Annotated in this window: 18 protein-coding genes; 12 read left to right on the top strand and 6 right to left on the bottom strand. The window is 43.2% G+C overall.

The window, feature by feature from the left end:
• Positions 1-73: 73 nt before the first annotated feature.
• The 3 genes from ACM0OZ_RS32365 to cbiT all read right to left on the bottom strand — a co-directional run bounded on the left by ACM0OZ_RS32365 (position 74) and on the right by cbiT (position 1,925).
• Positions 74-289: a hypothetical protein gene (locus tag ACM0OZ_RS32365; protein WP_414586932.1), complete on the bottom strand. Its 216-nt coding sequence runs from the start codon at positions 287-289 to the stop codon at positions 74-76.
• Positions 290-330: 41 nt separating this feature from the next.
• The gene (locus ACM0OZ_RS32360; protein WP_414586931.1) at positions 331-1,218 is read right to left on the bottom strand and encodes a phosphatidate cytidylyltransferase; all 888 of its coding nucleotides are present in this window, start codon (positions 1,216-1,218) and stop codon (positions 331-333) included.
• A gap of 104 nt (positions 1,219-1,322) precedes the next feature.
• Positions 1,323-1,925: a precorrin-6Y C5,15-methyltransferase subunit CbiT gene (gene cbiT / locus ACM0OZ_RS32355; protein ID WP_414586929.1), complete on the bottom strand. Its 603-nt coding sequence runs from the start codon at positions 1,923-1,925 to the stop codon at positions 1,323-1,325.
• A 351-nt stretch (positions 1,926-2,276) separates the two neighbouring features.
• On the opposite strand from cbiT, the gene ACM0OZ_RS32350 reads away from it, so the two are divergent.
• From ACM0OZ_RS32350 to ACM0OZ_RS32335, 4 genes are all read left to right on the top strand, one after another.
• Positions 2,277-3,809, top strand: a complete 1,533-nt coding sequence (locus ACM0OZ_RS32350; RefSeq protein ID WP_414586928.1) for a serine/threonine protein kinase — start codon at positions 2,277-2,279, stop codon at positions 3,807-3,809.
• 158 nt (positions 3,810-3,967) lie between these two features.
• The gene (locus tag ACM0OZ_RS32345; RefSeq protein WP_414586927.1) at positions 3,968-6,223 is read left to right on the top strand and encodes an ATP-binding protein; all 2,256 of its coding nucleotides are present in this window, start codon (positions 3,968-3,970) and stop codon (positions 6,221-6,223) included.
• Positions 6,224-6,277: 54 nt separating this feature from the next.
• Positions 6,278-6,745: a response regulator gene (locus tag ACM0OZ_RS32340; RefSeq protein ID WP_414586926.1), complete on the top strand. Its 468-nt coding sequence runs from the start codon at positions 6,278-6,280 to the stop codon at positions 6,743-6,745.
• 112 nt (positions 6,746-6,857) lie between these two features.
• On the top strand, positions 6,858-8,039 hold the full coding sequence (locus tag ACM0OZ_RS32335) for an ATP-binding protein (RefSeq protein ID WP_414586925.1): 1,182 nt from the start codon (positions 6,858-6,860) through the stop codon (positions 8,037-8,039).
• Positions 8,040-8,358: 319 nt separating this feature from the next.
• Here the strand turns inward: ACM0OZ_RS32335 and ACM0OZ_RS32330 are convergent, their stop codons facing one another.
• Positions 8,359-9,051: an NYN domain-containing protein gene (locus tag ACM0OZ_RS32330; protein ID WP_414586924.1), complete on the bottom strand. Its 693-nt coding sequence runs from the start codon at positions 9,049-9,051 to the stop codon at positions 8,359-8,361.
• Positions 9,052-9,361: 310 nt separating this feature from the next.
• Here ACM0OZ_RS32330 and ACM0OZ_RS32325 point away from each other — a divergent pair, with 310 nt between their 5' ends.
• Positions 9,362-9,535 carry a twin-arginine translocase TatA/TatE family subunit gene (locus ACM0OZ_RS32325; RefSeq protein ID WP_041036870.1) on the top strand — a complete coding sequence of 58 codons (174 nt, stop codon included), beginning with the start codon at positions 9,362-9,364 and terminating at the stop codon, positions 9,533-9,535.
• Between the two features lie 52 nt (positions 9,536-9,587).
• Here ACM0OZ_RS32325 and cphA read toward each other — a convergent pair whose 3' ends face one another.
• Together cphA and ACM0OZ_RS32315 are read right to left on the bottom strand one after the other, a co-directional pair.
• On the bottom strand, positions 9,588-12,290 hold the full coding sequence (cphA, locus tag ACM0OZ_RS32320; RefSeq protein WP_414586923.1) for a cyanophycin synthetase: 2,703 nt from the start codon (positions 12,288-12,290) through the stop codon (positions 9,588-9,590).
• A gap of 173 nt (positions 12,291-12,463) precedes the next feature.
• On the bottom strand, positions 12,464-13,327 hold the full coding sequence (locus ACM0OZ_RS32315; protein ID WP_414586922.1) for a cyanophycinase: 864 nt from the start codon (positions 13,325-13,327) through the stop codon (positions 12,464-12,466).
• 655 nt (positions 13,328-13,982) lie between these two features.
• On the opposite strand from ACM0OZ_RS32315, the gene trmD reads away from it, so the two are divergent.
• The 7 genes from trmD to ACM0OZ_RS32280 all read left to right on the top strand — a co-directional run bounded on the left by trmD (position 13,983) and on the right by ACM0OZ_RS32280 (position 22,491).
• Positions 13,983-14,696, top strand: a complete 714-nt coding sequence (gene trmD / locus ACM0OZ_RS32310; RefSeq protein WP_414586921.1) for a tRNA (guanosine(37)-N1)-methyltransferase TrmD — start codon at positions 13,983-13,985, stop codon at positions 14,694-14,696.
• Between the two features lie 167 nt (positions 14,697-14,863).
• Positions 14,864-15,343, top strand: coding sequence for a 2-C-methyl-D-erythritol 2,4-cyclodiphosphate synthase (gene ispF / locus ACM0OZ_RS32305; RefSeq protein ID WP_414586920.1), 480 nt, complete (start codon positions 14,864-14,866; stop codon positions 15,341-15,343).
• A 150-nt stretch (positions 15,344-15,493) separates the two neighbouring features.
• A complete protein-coding gene (locus ACM0OZ_RS32300; protein WP_414586919.1) occupies positions 15,494-15,958 on the top strand; it encodes a hypothetical protein in 465 nt (154 codons plus the stop codon).
• Between the two features lie 9 nt (positions 15,959-15,967).
• Positions 15,968-16,570 carry a PIN domain-containing protein gene (locus tag ACM0OZ_RS32295; protein WP_414586918.1) on the top strand — a complete coding sequence of 201 codons (603 nt, stop codon included), beginning with the start codon at positions 15,968-15,970 and terminating at the stop codon, positions 16,568-16,570.
• A gap of 219 nt (positions 16,571-16,789) precedes the next feature.
• Positions 16,790-18,589, top strand: coding sequence for an ABC transporter substrate-binding protein (locus ACM0OZ_RS32290; RefSeq protein ID WP_414586917.1), 1,800 nt, complete (start codon positions 16,790-16,792; stop codon positions 18,587-18,589).
• A 146-nt stretch (positions 18,590-18,735) separates the two neighbouring features.
• A complete protein-coding gene (locus ACM0OZ_RS32285; protein ID WP_414586916.1) occupies positions 18,736-20,526 on the top strand; it encodes an ABC transporter substrate-binding protein in 1,791 nt (596 codons plus the stop codon).
• A 147-nt stretch (positions 20,527-20,673) separates the two neighbouring features.
• Positions 20,674-22,491 (top strand): ABC transporter substrate-binding protein, encoded by a 1,818-nt coding sequence (locus tag ACM0OZ_RS32280; protein ID WP_414586915.1) that lies wholly within the window; start codon positions 20,674-20,676, stop codon positions 22,489-22,491.
• Positions 22,492-22,504: the final 13 nt, after the last annotated feature.

The raw sequence follows: 22,504 nt of genomic DNA, 5'->3' as shown, positions 1-22,504 counted from the left end.
ATTTTGAACCCAAAAACTATGGTTGACACCGTTTAACTACGTTTCGGGACTACACGAAACCTCCCTCCGCTCTTTAGCAGCAGCAAACCCTTGATGCCTGCATTCGTCCATCGAGGTGGACTTTGCTTGTTTCGTAGCGAATTATATTCGCCAATAACTTTTCAAACATCCTTTTAACTTGATAGCCTGTTAATATCAGTTCTTTTTCTGATCGCAACATAACCAGGACTTGAGCAACACGATGTTGTGATTGCGTGGCTGCTAAGTCGGAGCTTTGGAGCTTAGGCATCACGCGTAGCCTGCCCGTTGGGCATAAGGCGGGAGTATCAATTACTGATTTGTTAGCAACGGCAACAGAAGCGTCACAAAATAGTAAACCAAAGGAGCAGTAAAAATATAGCTATCCGTACGATCCAAGATACCTCCGTGACCGGGGATTAATTGCCCTGAATCCTTTACCCCTGCATCGCGCTTAAGCATAGATTCGGTAAGATCGCCCAAAAGGCCAGCAATGCCAATGAGCAAACCTAGTGCGATACCAGTAAACGGGAATCTAGGCAAATGGAGGTAATAGGCTGCAACCACAGCTACGAAGACGCTGGCTGCAACACCAAAAACAGCTCCTTCGACTGTTTTTTTCGGACTAATCTCCGACAAAGGAGTTTTCCCAAAGAATTTACCAATGATATAAGCACCAATGTCAGTTGCCCAAATACAAACGAAGGTGAGTGCTGTTGCTGTCAAACCTTGGGGAAGAGAACCAAAGTCTCGGTTTTGAATATTTGTCCAAAGTGTGGACAGGTAATCACTGATAGGTAGATTGGTGATGGCTGTACCATCAAGCGATCGCAACCGCACCCAGTAACTTGGCAGGTACCCAGTGTAAAATAGGCCCAAAATGGAAGCGGCAATATCCGCTATTGTTGCCATTTTTGGCTGAAACAGCAGGTAAAAACAAATAAAAGTGCCAGCCAGTGGCGTTACGGCATCAGCTAAGTTGCCATTCAAAGTACAAATGACCAGCAAGATTTGGCTAACAAACATGGTGGTTTTAGCAGCAGGAGCCATACCTTTTGCTCGCACCAAATCAAAATATTCTAGTTGACCTAGAAAGACGATAACCGCAAACAAAATAGTAAAGTACCATCCACCCAAAAGGGTCGCAGTCAAAGCAAGGGCTATTGCAACAATTCCACTAAAAATCCGAGACCAAGGCATGGGCAAAAGAGTGAAAAATGAAGAATGAAGAATGAAGAATGAAGAATGAAGAATGAAGAAATTGCATCTTCTTTCTTGCTTCTTCTTTCTTCGTACTTTGATTTCTAGTCTAGTTTCTCACCACTGAGGATAAAAATGGGGTTGACAGCAGTAAAACTCTGAGAAGAACCTCGCGTCTCCAAGCGATTCACAGCCGACTGGATGACTTCAATATTTCTAGCTTGCAACTGGGCAAAGCTTTGAGAAATAGCATACAGACCTTCTAGATTAGCAGTTGTGGCGACAACTCGACCTGAGGGGAGCAAGTAACGCCACACGGCTTTCATAATTTCTTGGACGGAACGTCCTCCTTCAATACAAACGCGATCAGGAGCAACCTTTAGGTGTTGTAAACACTCAGGCGCGCTTCCTTCAATGACTTCGACATTGTTCACTTCAAAGCGATCGCAGTTGCGCCGAATCAAGTTGGCGACCTCTTCATCCCGTTCTACAGCGATGATTTGCCCACCTGGAGATAGCAACCCCGCTTCTACTGCAATCGTTCCCGTCCCTGCGCCAATGTCCCATAACACGGTATCAGGTAAAAGGCGCAGTTGCGCAAGTAACAGCAGTCTAATTTCTCGCTTGCTTAGGGGAATTCCTGGCAAGCGCTCGAACAAATCATCTGGAATACCAGGAGTAATATAAGGCCAAAGTTGGGAGGGCATAAGCAATTCACGCATTCAAAATCGCAAAGCGTCATAGTGAGCCGTAGCCTTGAGCGAAGCGAAGCAAAAGCGCCAAATTGGAAAAACAAGGGCTGACGCCGTCTTGCGAAGAGAAAAACTAGCAAAGCTGAGGTGTTGATCGTCAAGCCCCCTCGTTTACGCGTGGTAAATACGCTCGTGCTGTTTTTCGCTCGCCGGAACCTCGTGACAAGGATGAACAGTACCCTTTTTTCCCACAGAGAATGTGGAACGGCAAAGAACCGTACAATTATGTTAAAAATATATATTTGCCTAGCTTAGGAAAATACAATGAAGAAACAGGTTTTCAATTTTTAGCCATAAGTAATCCTAATGAATGGTCAAGTATTAGGCGATCGCTACGAAGTACAGCAGCAATTGGGTAAAAAAGCTGGGCGACAGACGCTTCTGGCTCGTGATCTCCTGACAAATGAATTCGTGGTTGTCAAGTTACTCTGTTTTAGCAGTGATTTTGAGTGGGATGATCTCAAGCTATTTGAGCGAGAAGCCGAAACTTTAAAAAAAATAGCACATCCATCTATTCCTCGCTATTTAGATTATTTTGAGGTAACTTCATCAAATATAAAAGGCTTTGCTTTAGTACAGACTTATATAAGCGCACAAACGTTGGAGCAATACATAAAAGCTGGGCGTACTTTTACTGAAGCAGAAGTCAAACAAATAGCTAAAGCACTTTTAAAAATTCTCATTTACTTACATGAGCAAAAACCGCCGACAATCCATCGTGATATTAAGCCTAGCAATATTTTGCTAACCAACCGCTCTGGCAATAATGTAGGTCAAATATACTTGGTGGATTTTGGCTCGGTGCAGACTGTGGCTGCAGGTGAAGTTGGGACAATAACTGTAGTCGGAACTTATGGGTATATGCCACCAGAGCAATTTGGTGGACGCACAGTTCCGGCGTCTGACCTTTACAGCTTGGGTGCAACTTTAATTTACTTAGTCACAGGGACGCAACCTGCTGATTTACCCCAAAAGAACTTCCGGATTGACTTTGAGCAAGCTGCAATTCTCAGTCCCGCCTTGAGTGAGTGGTTGAAGTGGATGAGCGAACCCAGTTTAGAGCGACGGTTGGGTTCTGCGCGTGAAGCGCTAGCAGCTTTAGAGCATCCACTGTTACAACAACCACATCCAGAAGAAATGGACTATCTAGACTGGATTAGAGCGACTTGGTATTGGGATGGAAACGATTGGATAAGCAAAACCCAAGAGCAGTCAAGACAACTTGTCTTTTCAAAGCTCAACAAAAATCAGTCTGGGCGTAGTTTAACCATCAGAATGACTCAACCAGCTGGTAGCAAAATCAAACTTAAGAAAGATGAAAATTCTTTAGATATTCTGATTCCACCAACTGGTTTTCAACCGTCGATGACGTTCATGGTTTTGTTTGCGATCGCCTGGAATTCTTTTATTCTTTTTTGGACAGTTAACGCGATCGCTGCACCTTTTCCAGCAAACATACCTTTTGCTTTGTTCTCACTTCCGTTTTGGGGTGCTGGTTTTCAGATGTTATCTGCGATTCTATTTCCTTTATTCAGACGGACACGACTTCGTTTAAATCGGGAAAAAATTACCTTTATTTGGGAATTGTTGGGATTAAAATTCAATCGTGTTGCTTCAGCACGAATACAGGATATCACTAAGTTGGTGTACTCGCCGAAAACGTTTACAACAGACTCTGAAGGCAACAGATTTGAAATTTCCCCTCAACTGATCATTTGGGCTGGAGTGCACAAGTATCAGCTTGGCGGTGGTTATGGTCCAATTAAGTCTGAACCGGAAATTGAATGGCTTGCTCATGAATTAAGCGATTGGTTGGGTCTATCACTGACACAGGAATGAAAATAGCACCCCGTGCAGAGGAGAAGGAGATTTTCATCGGTTATGGTGTACCTACTTGATGATGGCTACTTTCTTATTAAAGGTTTAAAAAATGTTTAATAATGTAAAATTTAATTACAATGTTGTAAAAAACAAGTTTGGTTCTGATAAATCGAGCTATGAGCCAATCTGAAGTCACCCCTACCCAAATTACAAATCTCATTCAGCACGAACCAATTGAATTTTCCATCTCGATCCAGCCTCATGGCTTACTAATGGCGCTCAATCCCCAGTTAGTCATCTTGCAAGTGAGCAACAATACTGAGGACTTATTGGGCAAAAAGCCAAACGATTTACTCGGTCAACCCCTTAGCGATTTGCTTAACTCAGAACAAGTCAAGGCTATTGAGCAATGCTGGCAACAAGAAAGAGGTCGTGTCAATTCCTTTAAGCTGTCTATCCAGACTTCAAAAGGTAAGCAATACTTTGACGGTATAGCTCATCGTACAGAAAGTACTCTGATTCTTGAGCTAGAACCAACTGACTCTGTCAACGAAATCAGCTTTTTGAGCTTCCATGCTTTGGCGGGTGAGGCGATCGCCAAAATGCGAAAAACATCAAACCTCACAGATTTTTTGCAACTTGTTGCATCCGAAGTACAAAAAATTACAGGCTTTGACAGAGTGATGGTCTATGAATTTGACCATGTGGGAGCGGGTTCCGTAGTTGCCGAAGTCAAACGTCATGATTTATCACCTTATTTAGGGCTGCACTATCCCGCTACGGATCTCCCTGAGCAAGTTAGGGAGTTATACAAGCGTAATTTGCTACGATTCATTCCCAATTTGAATGCCCAACCTGTCGAACTCGTTTCAGTTGAAAATTCCGAAACGCATTCTAGACCTGTTGACTTAAGCTTTTGCGTCCTCAGGAGCGCTCACCCCTGCTGTGTTGAATACCATCAAAACATGGATGTAGCAGCCATGCTGGTGATAGCACTCATTAAAGAGCAAAAGCTTTGGGGATTAATTTCCTGCCATCATCAAACACATAAGCATATTCCTTACGAAGTGCGCAAAATTTGCGAATTTTTGGGGCAGATTGTGTCGCGAGAACTAGAACACAAAGTCAATCAGTCGCAATTGGACTATAGGGTAAGGCTTCAGTCGCTACAGTCTGATTTTATAGAGTCGATTTCCCAAGCAGACAATTTTCGAGAAGCGCTTGTCAATCCCCAGCCTAGCTTGCTAGATGTTGTCGATGCTCAAGGAGCAGCAGTTTATCTGGATGATGAGATTACGCTTTTGGGAGCAACACCAAATATTGAGCAGGTTCGTCTTCTGATTGATTGGGCAGATGCTTCAAACGGGGACAATTTATTTTCCACTGATTCTCTGCCCAAGCTTTACCCAGAAGCTGTTGCTTTCAAAAATACGGCAAGTGGTTTGCTGCTTTTGCGAATTTCTAAAGTTCGGCGTTATTACATCCTCTGGTTTCGTCCCGAAGTCATCCAAACGGTAAGCTGGGCAGGTAACCCAGATGAATCGATTCAGGTTGATGCCAATGGTAATGTTAAACTTTGCCCGCGAGCATCGTTTGAACGTTGGCAACAAACGGTTCGATTGACTTCGCTGCCTTGGAAACCGTGTGAAATCGACAGCGCTCTTGCTCTTCGGAATGCGATCGTCGGCATTGTACTTTCTAAGGCAGATGAGTTAGCCAGAATGAATCTGGAGTTAGAGCGCAGCAACCGCGAGCTCGCTTCCTTTGCCTTCGCTGCTTCCCACGATTTAAAGGAACCTTTGCGCGGCATCCACAACTACTCAACTGTGCTGCTGGAAGACTACGCCCAACTGCTGGATGAGGATGGAATTGAGTACTTACAGACAGTGGTTTCCTTGTCTCAACGGATGGAAACTCTGATCAATTCCCTGCTGCGACTCTCCCAGTTAGGGCAAGCGAAACTGCAGCTACAAGCAACTGACCTCAACGAATTACTTGATCAAGTGATTCATCTTTTACGTGCCAGTCGTCCGCAAGGTCAGTTCAATATTCGCATACCCAGACCTTTGCCTACAATTGAATGTGACCCAGTTCTCGTTAGCGAAGTGTTTAGTAACCTGATTATCAATGCTTTAAAATACAATGACAAGCCAGAAAAATGCGTTGAAATTGGTTACTTGAATGCTGAAGAGCAAGGGGAAACCTCAGTACCCTTTGTCTTTTATATACGAGATAACGGCATTGGTATTCCAGAACATCACCACGAGAGTATTTTCCGACTCTTCAAGCGGCTACACTCTCAGGAAAAGTATGGTGGAGGTGCCGGTGCGGGGCTTGCCATTTCTAAGAAGATTGTTGAGCGTCACGGTGGTCGTATCTGGGTTGAGTCGGTCGTGGATGTTGGCTCAACGTTTTATTTTACGCTCGAATAGTTTAAAATGTTTTTAAAAGAAGTGTATTTTTATTACATTCTTTGAAGACAACAAATGATAAAAAAACTCAATGAACCACTGCTGGTTGTTGAGGACAGCAATGAGGATTTTAGGATGCTGCAACGCCTGATGCGGCGGATGGCTGTCCAAAACCCTATATATCGCTGTACTAACGGGGATGAGGTTTTAGAGTTTCTCTATCAAGAGGGGAATTATCAAGACCCTAATAGAGCACCACGACCTTCTGTTATTCTGCTAGATCTGAATTTACCAGGTATTGATGGTCGTGACATCTTGGAACGGCTGAAGCAAGATAGCAGCCTTAGGAAAATCCCCATTATTGTTTTCACCACATCATCTAACCCAAAGGATATTGAACTCTGCTACCAAAAAGGCGCAAATGGCTATCTCATAAAGCCAATAAATGCTCAAGAGTTGCAAAAGACAATTCAGGCATTTGTAAATTATTGGTTAGAGGCAAATACTCCCCCCATGCTGGTTCATGACTCATTAGAAAGCTAAGACGAACACTGCCTATTTTAAATTTATTTAGATTTAAATTAAATTTTGTTAAAAATTATATGATATGTGAGAAGCTTGTTGAAGGAGTAAAATAACTCTTCCTTATCGTTCTATGCCAGAAACCAGGACGTTACTCATCATTGATGATTGTCCAGAGGATCGGAGAATCTATCGTCGATATCTTTTGAAAGATCCTCACCAGTCCTACCAAATTTTGGAAGCAGACTCGGCGAAGGACGGGCTTGCTTTGTTCCAGGAAATACTGTGCGATGTGATTTTACTCGATTTTTCCCTACCTGATATGACTGGGCTAGAAATCCTCGATCAGCTCAAGCAGGAGACATTTGAGGTTCCCGCGCCCGTGATTATGCTGACAGGGCAAGGTGATGAAAATCTCGCCGTACAAGCTATGAAAAAGGGTGCCCAAGATTACCTGAGCAAGCAACGTCTCAAAGCAGATGTGCTACAATTAGCAGTCCGCAACGTGATTCAGCACGCGCACTTACAAAGTGTGCTTAGCCAAACAAGGGAAAGACAACGTCTGATTATTCAACAGGCAGAACTGCTTGCCCAAACACAAGCAGCTCTTATGAGAGAACAGAAACTTAACGCATTTAAATCCCAAATTATCACAACGGTTTCTTACGAGTATCGAACGCCGTTAGCTTCTATTCTTGCTGCAGCATCAACTTTAAAGCAGCATGGCGATAGGCTGGATGAATCGAAACACCAGAGGTTGCTGCAAATTATTGAACAGAAAGCCCGCCAGATGGGGAAATTGGTCGATGATTTGCTTGTGTTTTATCAATTTGACTTGAATAAAGCGCAATTTAAGCCCCAGCCGCTTGATTTGTGCCACTTTTTTTCTGATTTGATAGAAGAGCAGCGAGAAAAATTGAGTTCTCGCCATGAATTGATTTATAAGATGACTGGAAATCACAAGGACTTCTGGGGCGATGGTTTACTTTTGCGGCAAATCTTTGTGAACTTAATGTCCAATGCGATTAAGTACTCGCCAGATGGAGGCAAGATAGAGTTTCACCTGATTGGGAATGACTCACAAGTTATCTTTTCCGTCAAAGATCAGGGAATTGGTATACCAATAGACGATCAAGACAACTTGTTTCAAGCTTTCAGTCGTGGAAGTAACGTTGATACAATCCCTGGAACTGGATTGGGACTAGCCATTGCTAACGCTTGTGTAGAGTTACATGGCGGCGATATTGCCTTAGAAAGTCAGGAGGGAAAAGGAACTAAGGTAACAGTGACTTTACCAAAGCGACTTTTGATTTAAAGAAGGTTTATAGATAAACGGTTCTTATCGGTGTTGGTAGCTTGGATCACAAATAAGCTTAGCAATTACAGCACATTGCAAGTAAATGAAGTACAACGTTGTTATCTACAAATCAGACAGAGAGCAAATTTTACTGCTGACTTCTGACTCCGTTCGGCAGAGCTCACGGCGAAGCCTGAGTTCTGAGTTCTGCTGTATCACTGTTTGAATTTTGCTAATATTTCTTAGAGCTTATTTCTATAGCTCGCCTAAAAGCGTTTTGCCTCCAGGCAAATTCGTTAACCGCTACGCAATCTGTTGCTGGAACTAAAAACGCCTATCATTTTACTTGGCGTTGGCTTTTACTCCGTTCAACCCAACCGACATTCTTTTTTTGAATGTCTTGTTTGATCAATTCAAGGTCAGTATAAGAGTCAGCAACCTTAATCAGACTTTCATTGGTCATTGAACTTAAACCAACAACTTCCACTTGAACTCCTTGGTAGCTGATAGCATTAACCGCATAGCTCAGATCGCCATCTCCACTCAACAAAACCAAAGTATCGCAGTACCTTGCAAGTGTGATCATATCGACGGCAATTTCTACATCCAAATCCGCTTTCTTGGAGCCATTTGGCAGTTCAATGAGTTCTTTGGTCACCACACGATAGCCATTGCGACGCATCCAGAGGAGAAAGCCTTGCTGTTTTTCATTTGTAGAATCAACACCTGTGTAGAAGTAAGCCCTAAGCAGTTGACGCTCGTTTGTGAGATAGCGTAACAGTTTTGTGTAATCAATTTCAATATTGAGGTGCATCGCTGCGTAAAACAAGTTTGCGCCATCAATAAAAATGGCAACACGTTGGTGTCGCTTCTTCTTTGGTAAATCGTTCCAAAGACAAGGTCCTAAGGTATTATCATTTTCAATATCTGGTTGCTCAAAAACGGAAAGTTGTGGCACATTCAACGGTGGCTCAGGCTCCAACTTTAAGCGTCGTTGGTTGTTATGCTGAGGTCGTGGAAGTAATTCCATGGAAATACGACTCCGAGCGTGATTTTTATCAAAAAAAGTGGTAAATATCATTCGACTTCAAACAAACAGATTGAAAAAGCCAAATATTAATATTTTCTTTATTTCTTACAATCTTTGTCTTGCGAGTTTTCGTGAAATATACAAATCTTGAGAATTTGTAATTTTTCTTATAATTATACGAGATATTCTGCTGCAGTAACCAAAAAAACCCAAATTTTGGCTCGAAGTCTGTGAGATTGGTGGTAGCCTGAGCACATATGTCTATAGTGAATGAAGGTCTGTTGCTTGGTTACGTAGATAGGAGAAACTTATGTTTGGATTGGGATGGCCAGAAGTCGGTATAATTGCGCTGGTCGCTGTGATCATTTTTGGACCAAAAAAAATTCCAGAATTAGGCAGCGCACTGGGCAAAACTTTGCGGGGTTTTAAGGAGGAACTGAAGAATCCCAGTGACGATACTAATCCGGAAAAAACAGAAGAGTGAAGAAAGAAAGTTGAAGAATGAAGTTCTATCTTCTTTCTTCCTTTTTTAGAACTCATAATAGTGTATTTACCATAGAAGATGGTACCCCAATTTGGGAATCTACAGTGGGCGAGTTGGTATTTTGTTGGGTTATCTCTTCTTTGACGACTCCACGCGCTGTAATTAGCTTAATAGCGCGGTTGATGCTTTCTGGCAAAATGACGACTAAACTGTTATCTGGGGCAGTGTCCAAGGCTTTGTTAACCGCTTCAGTTTCATTAAGAATTGTTTCATACTCCTGGTTGGGATTGACTTCTTTAATGCCCCGAACAATCAAATCAGCAGCTGTACCCCGCACCCGTCCCCTGGTGTCATCATCTTCTTTGACGATGATTGAGTCAAAAATTTCTGCTGCTAGTTTGCCTAACATGATAAAGTCTTCGTCGCGGCGATCGCCTGGTCCGCCGATGACCCCAACACGTTTACCAGAAGTCCAATTGCGGACGAAAGCGCCTAATGCTGCATAACTGGCTGGGTTGTGGGCATAATCTACCAACGCGTGGTAGTTTCCCAAATTAAATAAATTCATCCGTCCTGGTGTTTGACTCACCGAGGCGCGAAAGCTATTCAAACCAGCACGAATTTGCTCTATGGAAACATTTTGCACGAATGCTGCCAAAGAAGCTGCTAAAGCGTTGGCTATCATAAACGGCGCACGTCCGCCCATTGTTAGGGGTATATTTTCTGCTCGTTCTATCCGGTGCGTCCAGTCGCCTTTTAATATGGATAGATAGCCATTTTCATAAACTGCGGCGACTCCTCCCTGTTGAATGTGCTTTCGCACCAATTCCGCATCAGGGTTCATGGTGAAGTAAGCAATATTCGCTTTTGTTTTTTCTGCCATAGCAGCAACTCGGGGATCATCAGCATTCAGGACTGCGTAACCGTCGGGAAACACTGCTTCAGCGACGACACTTTTGAGATGCGCCAACTGTTCAATATGATCAATGTCGCCTATTCCCAGGTGGTCAGAGGTAACATTTAAGACTACGCCCACATTAGCGTTTTCAAAAGCCAGCCCAGAGCGAAGAATACCACCACGAGCAGTTTCCAGTACCGCTACTTCTACAGTTGGGTCTTGTAGAATCAGCTGCGCACTTTGGGGACCAGTGTTGTCTCCCACCTCCACCAAGTAATCTCCGATATATGTTCCATCAGTTGTTGTATACCCTACCACTTTATGAGTTTGCTTGAAAATGTGTGCTAATAGCCGAGTTGTAGTGGTTTTGCCATTGGTGCCTGTGACGGCAAGAATGGGTATGCGGCTGGTTTTATCAGATGGAAACAACATATCAATCACTGCTCCCCCGACATTACGAGGAATACCTTGGCTGGGAGCGACGTGCATCCGGAATCCGGGAGCGGCGTTAACTTCGACAATCACACCATCCACTTCTCGTAAGGGACGGCTAATATCTGACGTCACAATATCAATTCCGGCAATATCCAAACCGATAATTTTCACTATCCGTTGTGCCAGCCAAACATTTTCTGGATGGATTTCATCAGTACGGTCTACGGCACTGCCCCCTGTACTTAAGTTTGCCGTTGCCCGCAAGTAACAAATTTCGCCCTTAGGTAACACAGTGTTAAGCGTGCGACCTTGCTTTTCCAGCAGTTGGTAGCTGGTGCGGTCTAGTTCAATTTTGGTGAGGACGTTATCATGTCCTTCACCACGGTTTGGGTCTTTGTTCGTTTCCTCAATCAGTTCAGAGATGGTGGATCTGCCATTGCCAATCACATTAGCTGGCACGCGTTCAGCGACTGCTACGACTTTGCCATCCACCACGAGAACCCGGTGGTCACGCCCGGTGTAATACCGCTCAACAATAATTGATCGGGAAACCTGTCTAGCAGAATCGTATGCAGCTTCTGCTTCTTCCTTGGAAGTGATATTGATGGAGATACCGCGTCCGTGATTACCATCCAAAGGTTTGATAACGATGGGGTAGCCGCCAACTTGTTCAATGGCTTCTTCTAAATCGTCCAAGAAGTTGATCACGGTCCCTCTTGGTACAGGAACTCCGGCGTTAGCAAGAACGCGTTTGGTGGCTTCTTTGTCGCAGGCGAGTTCTACTCCCAAGATGCCGGTATTGTCTGTCATCGTCGCTTGTACACGCTTTTGATTCACTCCGTAGCCCAACTGAATCAGAAAACGTGCGCCAAGCTGCATCCAGGGAATGCCTCTTTTTTCTGCTTCTTTGATAAGTGTTTCCGTACTCGGTCCTAAAGCCGCATCACGCCATAAGTCTTTCAGGTCTTGCAAATCTTGCTCTAATTCTGCCTTGGGATAGCGACCCCGATCAACAATACTTTGGCACAGCCGTACTGCTGCTCTACCAGCGTAGCGTCCGGCTTCCTCGTTGAGATACTCGAACACGACTTGGTAAACTCCCGATGTTGACGTTTCTCGGGTTCGACCAAAGCCTACTTGCATTCCAGCCAAATCTTGTAGTTCTAGGGCTACGTGTTCCACAACATGACCCATCATGGTGCCTTCGCGCACGCGCATCAAAAAACCACCACGACAGCCAGGCGAGCAAAAATGACCTTCCAGACTGGGTAGAGCCTCAACTAATCCTTCATAAAAGCCGGGAAGTTCATTGGTGGGCGTCTCGGCAATATTTTCCAAATCGAGGCGCATAACAATCAGCTTGTGGCGTCGAATGCTCCAATAGTTGGGGCCGCGTAAAGTCTGGATCTTGAGGATTCTCATGGGAAATAGGTAGATGGAGATTCGGAACCAAAATTCTAGTTTCTTACTGGAATTGACCGCTTAACTGTTCATGGTAAACAGTTTTTTCTGCTTACATCGTATTGTTCTCTGTTTTTCTGCTGCAATCTAGAATTTAGCGGCCAACCCAGTGTAACCTCAGCTACTGTTTGCCGTCAGCTGGAAACTCGGTACACAGCTGGTAATACTGTACGCTGGTACAAGTGATAGCGATCGCCGTGACTGAGAATGTGTAGCCGTAGATTATGGAGATTTAACGGTTCAGTTGCTCCTACGTGTGGCTCATTGGTATGAGTTACTTCGGTTGGATCTACAATCGTAACACTACCTTTGCCTAAGACTTGCAACCAACCATCGCGCTCAAACATGGCACATGTATCTTCATCAATGCCAATACCAAGCCGATCCGGATGAGCAGCCAGGGCGCTCACTAAGCGCACCATACGATTGCGATTGTGGAAGTGTTGGTCTACGATTATCTCTGGGATAAATCCCAAACCGGTAGCCATATCCACTAGGGAGCGATTTGGCGATTCACCACTACCGCCACCTGCTATCATATGATGCCCCATCACCGCCGCCCCTGCACTCGTGCCTGCCAAGGTGAGTTGTCCACCCCTGACCCGCTGGCGGATAATACTCATTGCTGGCGTATCTGACAAAACGCCACAGAGACGCAATTGGTCTCCGCCTGTCAAAAATACTCCCGTACAACCTTCTAGAGATGCTTGGATGTAGGAGTCTTCACATTGCTCTCGTTCTCGAATGTCTAAGATTTCGACTTTCTTAGCACCCATTTCTTCAAAAATACGGACATATCTGCCACCTATGATACTTGGTTCGCGGGAGGCAGAGGGAATAATAGTAATATGGGCATTGCTGGCACCAGAGCGACTGACAAATGTCCGCAAAATTTCGCGTCCATGTACTTTGTCTTCTGCGCCTCCGATAACCAGAACGGCGGTTTTAGTTGCTTGGGGTGTCCTCATTTCCAGCGATTTAGCTTTTAATTGCGGCATTGTGTTTCTCCTGTTAACAACTTCAGGTGAATTAAACAAGGTAGCTTTCGCCTGATTCTTTTTACGCTTCGCCTCGGATTAGGACAGTGCTTCACGCACAAAATGCTCAGAAGTGGGGAGTGTCCTTTGCCGTTCCTCACTCGTTGGCACCTTGTTTTTCACCAAAGCCCTTAAAAGGGGAAAGTGTTGGGGTCTAAAGACGCGGCGACAATGAGCCACCTGTACGGTTGTTAGGGAACAGGGGGGTTTGAACACCTGTGACGAGCGAAAATTTGATTTGAAGTCTCTGAATTTGTTCATGGAGAAAAACAACCAGATTCTTTATTTAGTCCCCCAAATTTATTTTTGGGGGCTTTCCTCACCCCGTACCGCCTACACCCCTAGAAAAGGCAGAAAAGCAGGTCTTGACACGCTTTCTTCTGAGGCTGGCTTGATGCATCCTGGAAGTTGTTAACAAACGTTCAGTTTAATAATCTAAATCTAGATGTGACAATATTTAAACATAAATTAAGTAATTAGAAAAACTTGTGTTCACACGGAAGATCCAATATTTCCGGTACTTTTAGATACGCGCTTATCATGTTGAGATGTCTGTGACACAACATGATTTTTAAATCATCCAATTTTAGATTAGTGTTCTCCAATACGAAATACTGTGCGCTTTGATATAGTTACGCTGTTTCCTGACTGTTTTACCTCTGTTCTCAATTCCGGGCTGATAAGTAAGGCTCTAGCAAAGCAGATTGCCTCTGTGCATCTGATTAATCCACGGGACTTTACCACCGATAAGCACCGGAAAGTCGATGATGAACCTTACGGCGGCGGTGTGGGAATGCTGATGAAACCAGAACCTATCTTTGCCGCTGTAGAGTCGCTGCCGATTTTATGCCGCAGAGAGGTGATTTTGATGAGTCCTCAAGGTCAAACGATGAATCAGCCGCTATTGCGAGAACTAGCGACGAATTATGACCAGTTGGTCGTGATTTGTGGTCATTACGAAGGAGTCGATGAGCGAGTGCTGCATTTAGTTGACCGTGAGATTTCTTTAGGCGATTTTATTCTCACTGGTGGGGAAATTCCAGCAATGGCATTAATGAATGGTGTGGTGCGCCTCTTACCGGGAACTGTGAGTAAAGTTGAGTCCCTAACGGCAGAAAGCTTTGAAGAGGGTTTATTGGACTATCCCCAGTATACCCGTCCTGCAGTGTTTCGCGGCTGGAAAGTTCCTGATGTTCTACTTTCTGGCAATCACGCCGAAATTGCTAAGTGGCGCTACGAACAACAAATTACCAGAACACGCCTGCGCCGCCCCGATTTGCTCAAAAGTTGGGAGGAGAGTAAGCAGGGGAGCAAGGGAGCAGGGGAGTGAGGGGGATGAGGGGGATGAGGGGGATGAGGGGGATGAGGGAGTGAGGGAGGGAAAAATTACAACTCCTAACACTTGCTTTGTTCTCTACCTGACTCTTGACTTGTGAGAAGATGTACAGACGCGCCATGGCGCGTCTCTACTAATGACTAATAACTAATGACCAAAAAATGAATATTCGTATTGGTAACGGCTATGATATCCACCGCTTGGTGAGCGATCGCCCCCTAATTTTGGGCGGAGTCAATATTCCTCACTCCTTGGGTTTGCTAGGACACAGCGATGCTGATGTTCTAACACACGCGATTATGGATGCTATGCTAGGGGCGCTTTCCTTGGGGGATATTGGACATTATTTTCCTCCCACAGACCCCCAATGGGCAGGAGCAGATAGTTTGGTACTGTTAAGCAAAGTCCATCAGCTGGTTCAAGAACGTGGTTGGCAGATAGGTAATATTGACTCGGTGGTTGTAGCAGAACGTCCAAAATTGAAACCCCATATTGAGAAGATGCGGGAAAAAATAGCCCAAGTTTTACAAATACAGCCGAATCAAGTTGGCGTCAAAGCGACCACCAACGAAAAATTAGGTCCCGTTGGACGCGAAGAAGGTATTAGTGCTTACGCTGTTGTCTTGTTAACGCAGGAATAAATTTCCAAGTATGGTGGGTGCTGTCCAAGATTCCCGACTTCTTGAAGAAGTCGGGAATCTTGTTATCCATCAATGATTTAGGATTGATATACGATGGAAATCAATGGTTGACGCAGCAAACAAAACATAACTTGGTGGGAAATTACAGCCATGCAAGCTATAAATTTAGAAGACATAGACCGCCCAGATTTTGTTGCTTTAGATAAAGAAGGGCAAGTTATTTTGATAGCTGAAGTCAAAGGTTTTCCCTTTAATTTTACAGATGAAAAAACTAAAATATATGCGGTTTTGCGACTGATTGATTACTTACAACTAGTAAGAACTCTGATTCCTTATGTCATGCTTGTTGATGTGGAGAACATTCTGATTTTTCAATGGGACGGAAAGAATTTGTCAGAACCGATTCTCTGCCTTAATACTGCTGATATACTGAGTCATTACGAGCCAGAATTCAACGAGAAAAAAATATTTCGTTTTTACCTTACAGGATTAACAGAAGCTTGGCTGCGTGACTTAGCTTATCATTGGAAATCAGAAATATCGCCAGCATCTAAAGAGATGGCAAAAATTGGATTGTTGCAGTTATTAGAAGAGGGAACCACTCAAGCTTATTAATAATAAACGGTGATACTTTACGTTGAGACAAATTTTTTGATGAGCATTGCTAAAGGGCAAGATTCTCAAGCAGAAGACTTACTGAAAAATACGCCGACATCAGTCCGTTTAGCAGTGCCAAGTATTTGTTATGTAGAAGCTCTTACGACATTGGAGCAAGAGGAGAAATATAGTAAAGACTTCCTGAGACGATTGGACATCCAAATCAATGAGGCAGCACGAGATAAAACTTCACAAAATGCACAATTACTTCGTACTCTGCTAGACCAAGCCAGAATTAGCTTTAATAAACGAACAAATGACATTGAACAAAGTTTTTATTCAGCCTTTAACCAGCTTTCTAGCAAGGCAGAAATTATTACATTAAATCCTGGCATCCTTCAGGAAAATTTAAATAGACCTATTCTAGAAAAACACGTTATAGACAAACTCATTTTAGAGTGCATAGTTCACCACGCACGCTTGCATCTTGATGAAACTAAAGTATTTTTAAGTAGCAATTCTAAAGAATTTGGCAAGCGGGAAGTGACAGAGGTTTTACAAGATACTGGTGTTCAATATTTTAGGAACACTCAAAACTTGCTTGGTTGGCTACAGTCTCAATCCAATTGACTCTGCTGCATATTAATTTACACAGCTTTGGTGTGAAAAACTGCCTCATTCAGCACTAGAATATACCTCAATTGGCTACAATATAGCAATCCTAAATGATTCGTGAAAAACAAGATCCCCGACTTCTTAAAGAAGTCGGGGATCTGAAGGGTAGTCAATTTTCATAAATGAAATAGATTGCTATATTAGCCTTGTTACTTAAATATAAAGTAAATATTTATGAATCTTGGTATTTTTAAACAAATTTTTCGACGTAGTTGGATTTTGGGATTACTGGGTATTTGGGTAGCGTTAGCCTTAAATGGCTGCAATCCCAGTCAGTTTAAAACCCAAGCCGCTCAAGTTCCACAGTTGGTAATCGGGACTACGACCGATCCAAAAACCTTTAATTACGCTCTGATTCAAGAGAACCCCAATATTTCTGGTTTTACTTACGAGGGATTAGCTGTGCAAAACGGCACAACTGGCAAACTTGAGCCAGCTATGGCTGAGTCTTGGGAAATCTCCGAGGATAAGCTGCGGTATGTCTTTACCTTGCGCGAAGGGTTGAAGTGGTCGGACGGGGAACCGTTGACAGTCGATGATGTCGTGTTCTCCTTCAACGACATCTATATGAACAAGCGCATTCCCACTTCTAACCAAGACGGTCTTTTCATAGGTGAAAGTAAGGCTTTTCCCAAAGTCAGCAAACTCGACAACCGCCGAGTGGAATTTACTTTGCCGGAACCATTTTCCCCCTTTTTGCGAACCGTTGCAGCAGGGTTAGCAATTTTACCAGAACACTCCCTGCGCCAAGCTGTGGAAACTAATCGATCTGACGGACAGCCCCAGTTCTTCTCCACTTGGGGAACAGGCACAGACCCCAAGAAAATTGTTGTTAATGGTCCTTACACAATCGAGAGGTACTCACCGAGTGAACGCTTGATATTTCGGCGCAACCCTTACTACTGGCGGAAGGATGCACAAGGGAACCCACAGCCGTATATTGAGCGAATTGTCTGGCAAATCGTGGAATCGCCTGAAACACTGTTGATCCAGTTTCGCTCTGGCGGGTTAGATTTACAAGAAATTGGTCCTGCAAGTTTCCAATTGCTCAAGCGTGAAGAAAAGCGGGGTAACTTTACCATCCAAAATGGAGGACCTGACTCTGGGACAAATTTTATTTGCTTTAATCTCAACAAAGGTCGTCGGAATGGAAAACCCCTTGTCGATCCGATTAAGTCTCGCTGGTTTAACAATGTTGCTTTTAGACAGGCGATCGCCTACGGTATTGACCGCCAAGCGATGATCAACAACACCCTGCGGGGATTGGGTGAACCGCAAGACTCACCGATTTCTGTTCAAAGCCCTTACTACTTTTCTCCCAAAGAAGGTCTCAAAACTTATGACTACAATCCCGAAAAAGCCAAACAACTTTTACTTGGAGCGGGATTTAAATACGATAGCAAAGGTCAGCTGCTAGATGCGGATGGAAATCGCGTACGCTTCACAATGGATGCGTCTTCTGGTGGTAGACCGACAATCACACCTAAGATTAAACAAGACCTGGGTAAGCTGGGCATTACAGTTGATTTACGGTATCTTGACTTTGGTACACTCGTGGAAAAGCGCTCCAACACTCTCGATTGGGAAGCTTATTACGGAGCTATAACCGGTGGTATTGAGCCAGCTAGCGGTTCCAATGTTTGGTCTGTAAATGGCAGCTTCCACGTCTTCAATCAAAAACCCCAAAAAAGCAAAGCCCCCATAGAGGGATGGGAATATGCTGATTGGGAGAAGAAAATTGATGACCTCTACGTCCAGGGGGCAAGAGAGTTTGACGAAGCAAAGCGCAAAGCCATCTATGCAGAAACGCAACGTCTCGCTCAAGAGTATCTGCCTTTTATTCACCTGTTCAATACGTTGGGTTTGGTGGCGGTGCGTAATACTGTTCAAGGTGTGAAATACACTCCGGTTTTCTCTTCCCCGGATAGCTACATCTGGAACGGATATGAACTGAAAGTCGCAGAGAAAAAGTAGTTTTAATAAATAATTTGTAGTAAGGGCTTTAGTCCTCAAGTTTGAGAGCGAAGACAGCGCTTACTACGAACCTATTAGTGGAATATCAATAAACTGAAAATCGCAAAAGATACAACTCATTAAGTGACAAAAGTTATAGAATATTTATGAATTCCAGTATTTTTAAACAAATTTTTCGATGTAATTGGATTTTCGCTTTACTGGGTCTTTTGGTCGTGCTAGCTCTCAACGGCTGCAATCCCAGTCAGTTTAAAACCCAAGCTGCACAAGTCTCGCAGATAGTTGCTCGTACTGGCTCAGATCCTAAAACATATAACGCTGCTTTGATTGCTGAATCTCCCAACGTTGGTCTTTTCATTAGTGAAGGATTAATTTATGAAGATAAATCTGGAAAAATCGAGCCAGCATTAGCCGAAAAGTGGGAAGTTTCTGAGGACAAACTAAAGATTGTTGTTACCCTCAAAGAAGGGCTGAAATGGTCTGATGGTCATCCTTTAACAGTAGATGATGTTGTCTTTTCTTACAACGACGTATACCTGAACCCTAAAATTCCTACGAATTTCCAAGACGGTTTCAGAATAGGAGTAAAAGGTCTTTTCCCTAAAGTACGAAAACTTGATGACCGTCGAGTAGAGTTTATTACACCAGAACCCTTTGCACCTTTTTTACGGAGTACCGGATCTGCTATTTTACCGAAACACAAATTGGAAGAGTCAGTCAAAACACTCGACTCATCAGGGAAGCCAAAGTTTCTGTCTACATGGGGTATGGGCACAAACCCAAAAGAAATTGTCACTAATGGTCCATATGTTATTGAAAGTTATACTCCAAGCGAACGTGTTGTGTTCCGGCGCAATCCTTATTATTGGCGCAAAGATGAAAAAGGGAATCAATTACCCTATACTGAGCGCGTTGTTTGGCAAATTGTAGATTCTTCTGACACAGCTGTCATACAATTTCGTTCTGGTGGCTTAGATGCGATCGCTTCAGGACCTGCAACCTTTGCTTTATTAAAGCGGGAAGAAAAGCGAGGTAATTTTACTATCTACAACGGTGGACCTGACACAAGTAGCACGTTTATAAGTTTCAATCTCAATACAGGTAAGAGGAATGGAAAACCACTGGTAGATCCCATAAAATCACGTTGGTTCAATACAGTTGCTTTCCGACAGGCAGTAGCATATGCTGTTGACCGTAAAACTATGATTACTAACACACTTCAAGGTATAGGACAATTACAAAATACAGAAATGCCTGTCCAAAGCCCTTTTCATCTTTCTCCTAAAGATGGGCTAAAGGTTTATGAATACAATCCACAAAAAGCCAAGCAATTGCTTTTAGGAGCAGGCTTTAAATACAATGCCAAAAATCAATTGCTTGATGCTGATGGGAACCGTGTCCGCTTCACTATGCTATCCCAAACTGGTAGTAGGATTTTTGAAGCATTTGGTTCGCAGATTAAACGGGATTTATCCAAAATTGGGATTCAAGTCGATTACCAACAAATTGATTTTGGTACTATGGGCAACAAACTTTCTAACACCTTTGATTGGGATTGTTGGCTAGGCTACATGGGTGGAGGAGGTTTTGAACCCCATGCTGCTTTTAATTTATGGGCAGCGGATGGTTCTTTCCATTTCTTCAACCAAAAACCACAAGCCGGACAATCTCCAATTACTGACCGAAAAGTTGCTGATTGGGAATCAAAAATTGGTACTCTTTACGTGCAAGGTTCCCAAGAATTGGACGAAAAGAAACGTAAGGCAATTTATGAAGAGGCTCAACGTATTTCTCAAGAAAATTTACCGTTTATTTTTCTAGTCAATCAATTACAAATGGCAGCTGTGCGCGATCGCATTCAAAATGTTGACGTTTCTAGTTTGTTCTATGAAACAGTGTTATGGAATGTTGCACATCTGAAAGTTGCAGAAAAGTAAAGTCGCTGAATGTAGAGTATTAGGTTGAGTTGAGGTTACAAAACCTAACCAAAGAGATATATGTTGGGTTTTGTTTGCGCTTAACCCAACCTACCTTTGAGGTGTATGATGCGAAAAGATTAAAGAAAAGATTAAAATTTCTATCCCATGCTTTCTGTCCTCTTCCCTTTTCGTCGCCGTTGGCTTTCGATTATATCAATATTAATTCTATGGCTGAGTTGTCAATTATTTTTCACCAGCTGCAACCCAGCCAACTTCAAAACTAATGCGGCGCAAGTCTCCCAATGGGTAACAGGTACTCTTGGTGATCCGAAAACCTTTAACTACGCCTTCAATCAAGAGTATCCTCACGTTTTTTTGTTTACGGCTGAAGGACTGACAACCCTTAACGCTATGACGGGCAAAATTGAGCCAGCCTTAGCTGAATCGTGGAAGATTTCTGATGATAAAAAGCTGATTACTTTTACCCTACGCGAGGGTTTGAAATGGTCTGATGGCGAACTACTAACTGCTGATGATGTCATCTTTACTTATCAAGATATCATTTTTAACCCAAAGATTCCTACTGATTGGAAAGATGGACTGAAAGTAGGTTCGAGTGGGGGTTTTCCAAAAATTAGAAAAATAGACAATCGTCGAGTTGAATTTATTTTTCCTGAACCATTTTCACCTTTTCTTTACACTGCTGGAGGAGCATCAACAAATTCGGTTGCTATCATGCCAAAACACGTTTTAGAAGCATCTATTAAATCTCTGGATGCAAATGGTAATCCTCAATTTATCTCGACTTGGACAACAGGTACCGACCCTGCAAAAGTTATTGTGAATGGTCCTTATAAAATAGAAAGTTATACTCCTAGTCAGCGTGTCGTTTTTCGGCGCAATCCTTATTACTGGCGCAAAGATAGCCAAGGGAATCAATTGCCTTATGTTGAGCGGATTGTTTGGCAAATTATTGAATCTACCGATACGATGATTCTGCAATTCCGGTCTGGTGGATTAGATACAGTTCTTGTGAGTCCTGAAAATTTTTCCTTACTAAAGCGAGAAGAAAAAAGAGGAAAATTTACTATCTACAATGGCGGTTCAGAATTTACGACAACTTTTATTTCCTTCAATTTAAATAAAGGTCGGCGACAAAACCGACAGGCTCTTGTCGATCCGATAAAATCTCGTTGGTTTAATACATTAGCATTTCGGCAAGCAGTTGCCCACGCCATCAACAGAAAAGCAATTTTGACTAACGTCTTTCGGGGAATTGGTACGCTCCAAGATTCACCAATTGAGATGCAAAGCCCATTTTATACTCCTCTAAGGAAAGATGTGAAGGTTTATGATTACAATCCAGAAAAAGCTAAAGAATTACTATTAAATGCTGGGTTTAAATATAATGCTAGAAACGAATTGTTAGATGCTGATGGTAATCGCGTACGTTTCACTCTGTTAACTAATGTTGAAAATAAAACCCGTGTCACAATGGGTTCACAAATAAAGCAAGACTTGAGTAAAATTGGTATTCAAGTTGATTTTAACCCGATTACTTTCAATACCCTCACAGACAAGCTTGCTAATAGCTTCGATTGGGAAAGTTATATAGGAGGCTTTGTTGGAGGACCAGAACCACATGATGGAGCAAATGTCTGGACACCTGATGGTGGATTACACGTCTTTAACCAAAAAGCGCAACCAGGACGAGAACCTCTTATTGGTAGAGAAGTCCCGGAGTGGGAAGCAGAAATTGGTCGTCTTTATGTAAAAGCAGCGCAAGAGTTTGACCAAAACAAGCGTAAAGAAATTTACGCCCAAACGCAACGCCTCGCACAAGAATATTTACCTTTCGTTTACTTGGTGAATCCTTTATCATTAGCAGCGATACGCGATCGCCTGGAAAATGTGAAATTCTCTGCTATGGGTTCTCAAAGAGGAGCGTTGTGGAACAAGTATGAAATTAAAGTAGCACAATAGTCATTAGTCATTG

Source organism: Scytonema sp. PCC 10023 (assembly GCF_963920835.1).
Classification (GTDB): Bacteria; Cyanobacteriota; Cyanobacteriia; order Cyanobacteriales; family Nostocaceae; genus Kalymmatonema.
This window is presented reverse-complemented; position numbering and strand designations above follow the sequence as displayed.

Excerpts from the sequence above, each read along its gene's own strand:
- ACM0OZ_RS32365 (WP_414586932.1), bottom strand. The coding sequence starts at position 289 with ATGCCTAAGCTCCAAAGCTCCGACTTAGCAGCCACGCAATCACAACAT.
- ACM0OZ_RS32360 (WP_414586931.1), bottom strand. The coding sequence starts at position 1,218 with ATGCCTTGGTCTCGGATTTTTAGTGGAATTGTTGCAATAGCCCTTGCT.
- cbiT (WP_414586929.1), bottom strand. The coding sequence starts at position 1,925 with ATGCCCTCCCAACTTTGGCCTTATATTACTCCTGGTATTCCAGATGAT.
- ACM0OZ_RS32350 (WP_414586928.1), top strand. The coding sequence starts at position 2,277 with ATGAATGGTCAAGTATTAGGCGATCGCTACGAAGTACAGCAGCAATTG.
- ACM0OZ_RS32345 (WP_414586927.1), top strand. The coding sequence starts at position 3,968 with ATGAGCCAATCTGAAGTCACCCCTACCCAAATTACAAATCTCATTCAG.
- ACM0OZ_RS32340 (WP_414586926.1), top strand. The coding sequence starts at position 6,278 with ATGATAAAAAAACTCAATGAACCACTGCTGGTTGTTGAGGACAGCAAT.
- ACM0OZ_RS32335 (WP_414586925.1), top strand. The coding sequence starts at position 6,858 with ATGCCAGAAACCAGGACGTTACTCATCATTGATGATTGTCCAGAGGAT.
- ACM0OZ_RS32330 (WP_414586924.1), bottom strand. The coding sequence starts at position 9,051 with ATGGAATTACTTCCACGACCTCAGCATAACAACCAACGACGCTTAAAG.
- ACM0OZ_RS32325 (WP_041036870.1), top strand. The coding sequence starts at position 9,362 with ATGTTTGGATTGGGATGGCCAGAAGTCGGTATAATTGCGCTGGTCGCT.
- cphA (WP_414586923.1), bottom strand. The coding sequence starts at position 12,290 with ATGAGAATCCTCAAGATCCAGACTTTACGCGGCCCCAACTATTGGAGC.
- ACM0OZ_RS32315 (WP_414586922.1), bottom strand. The coding sequence starts at position 13,327 with ATGCCGCAATTAAAAGCTAAATCGCTGGAAATGAGGACACCCCAAGCA.
- ispF (WP_414586920.1), top strand. The coding sequence starts at position 14,864 with ATGAATATTCGTATTGGTAACGGCTATGATATCCACCGCTTGGTGAGC.
- ACM0OZ_RS32300 (WP_414586919.1), top strand. The coding sequence starts at position 15,494 with ATGCAAGCTATAAATTTAGAAGACATAGACCGCCCAGATTTTGTTGCT.
- ACM0OZ_RS32290 (WP_414586917.1), top strand. The coding sequence starts at position 16,790 with ATGAATCTTGGTATTTTTAAACAAATTTTTCGACGTAGTTGGATTTTG.
- ACM0OZ_RS32285 (WP_414586916.1), top strand. The coding sequence starts at position 18,736 with ATGAATTCCAGTATTTTTAAACAAATTTTTCGATGTAATTGGATTTTC.
- ACM0OZ_RS32280 (WP_414586915.1), top strand. The coding sequence starts at position 20,674 with ATGCTTTCTGTCCTCTTCCCTTTTCGTCGCCGTTGGCTTTCGATTATA.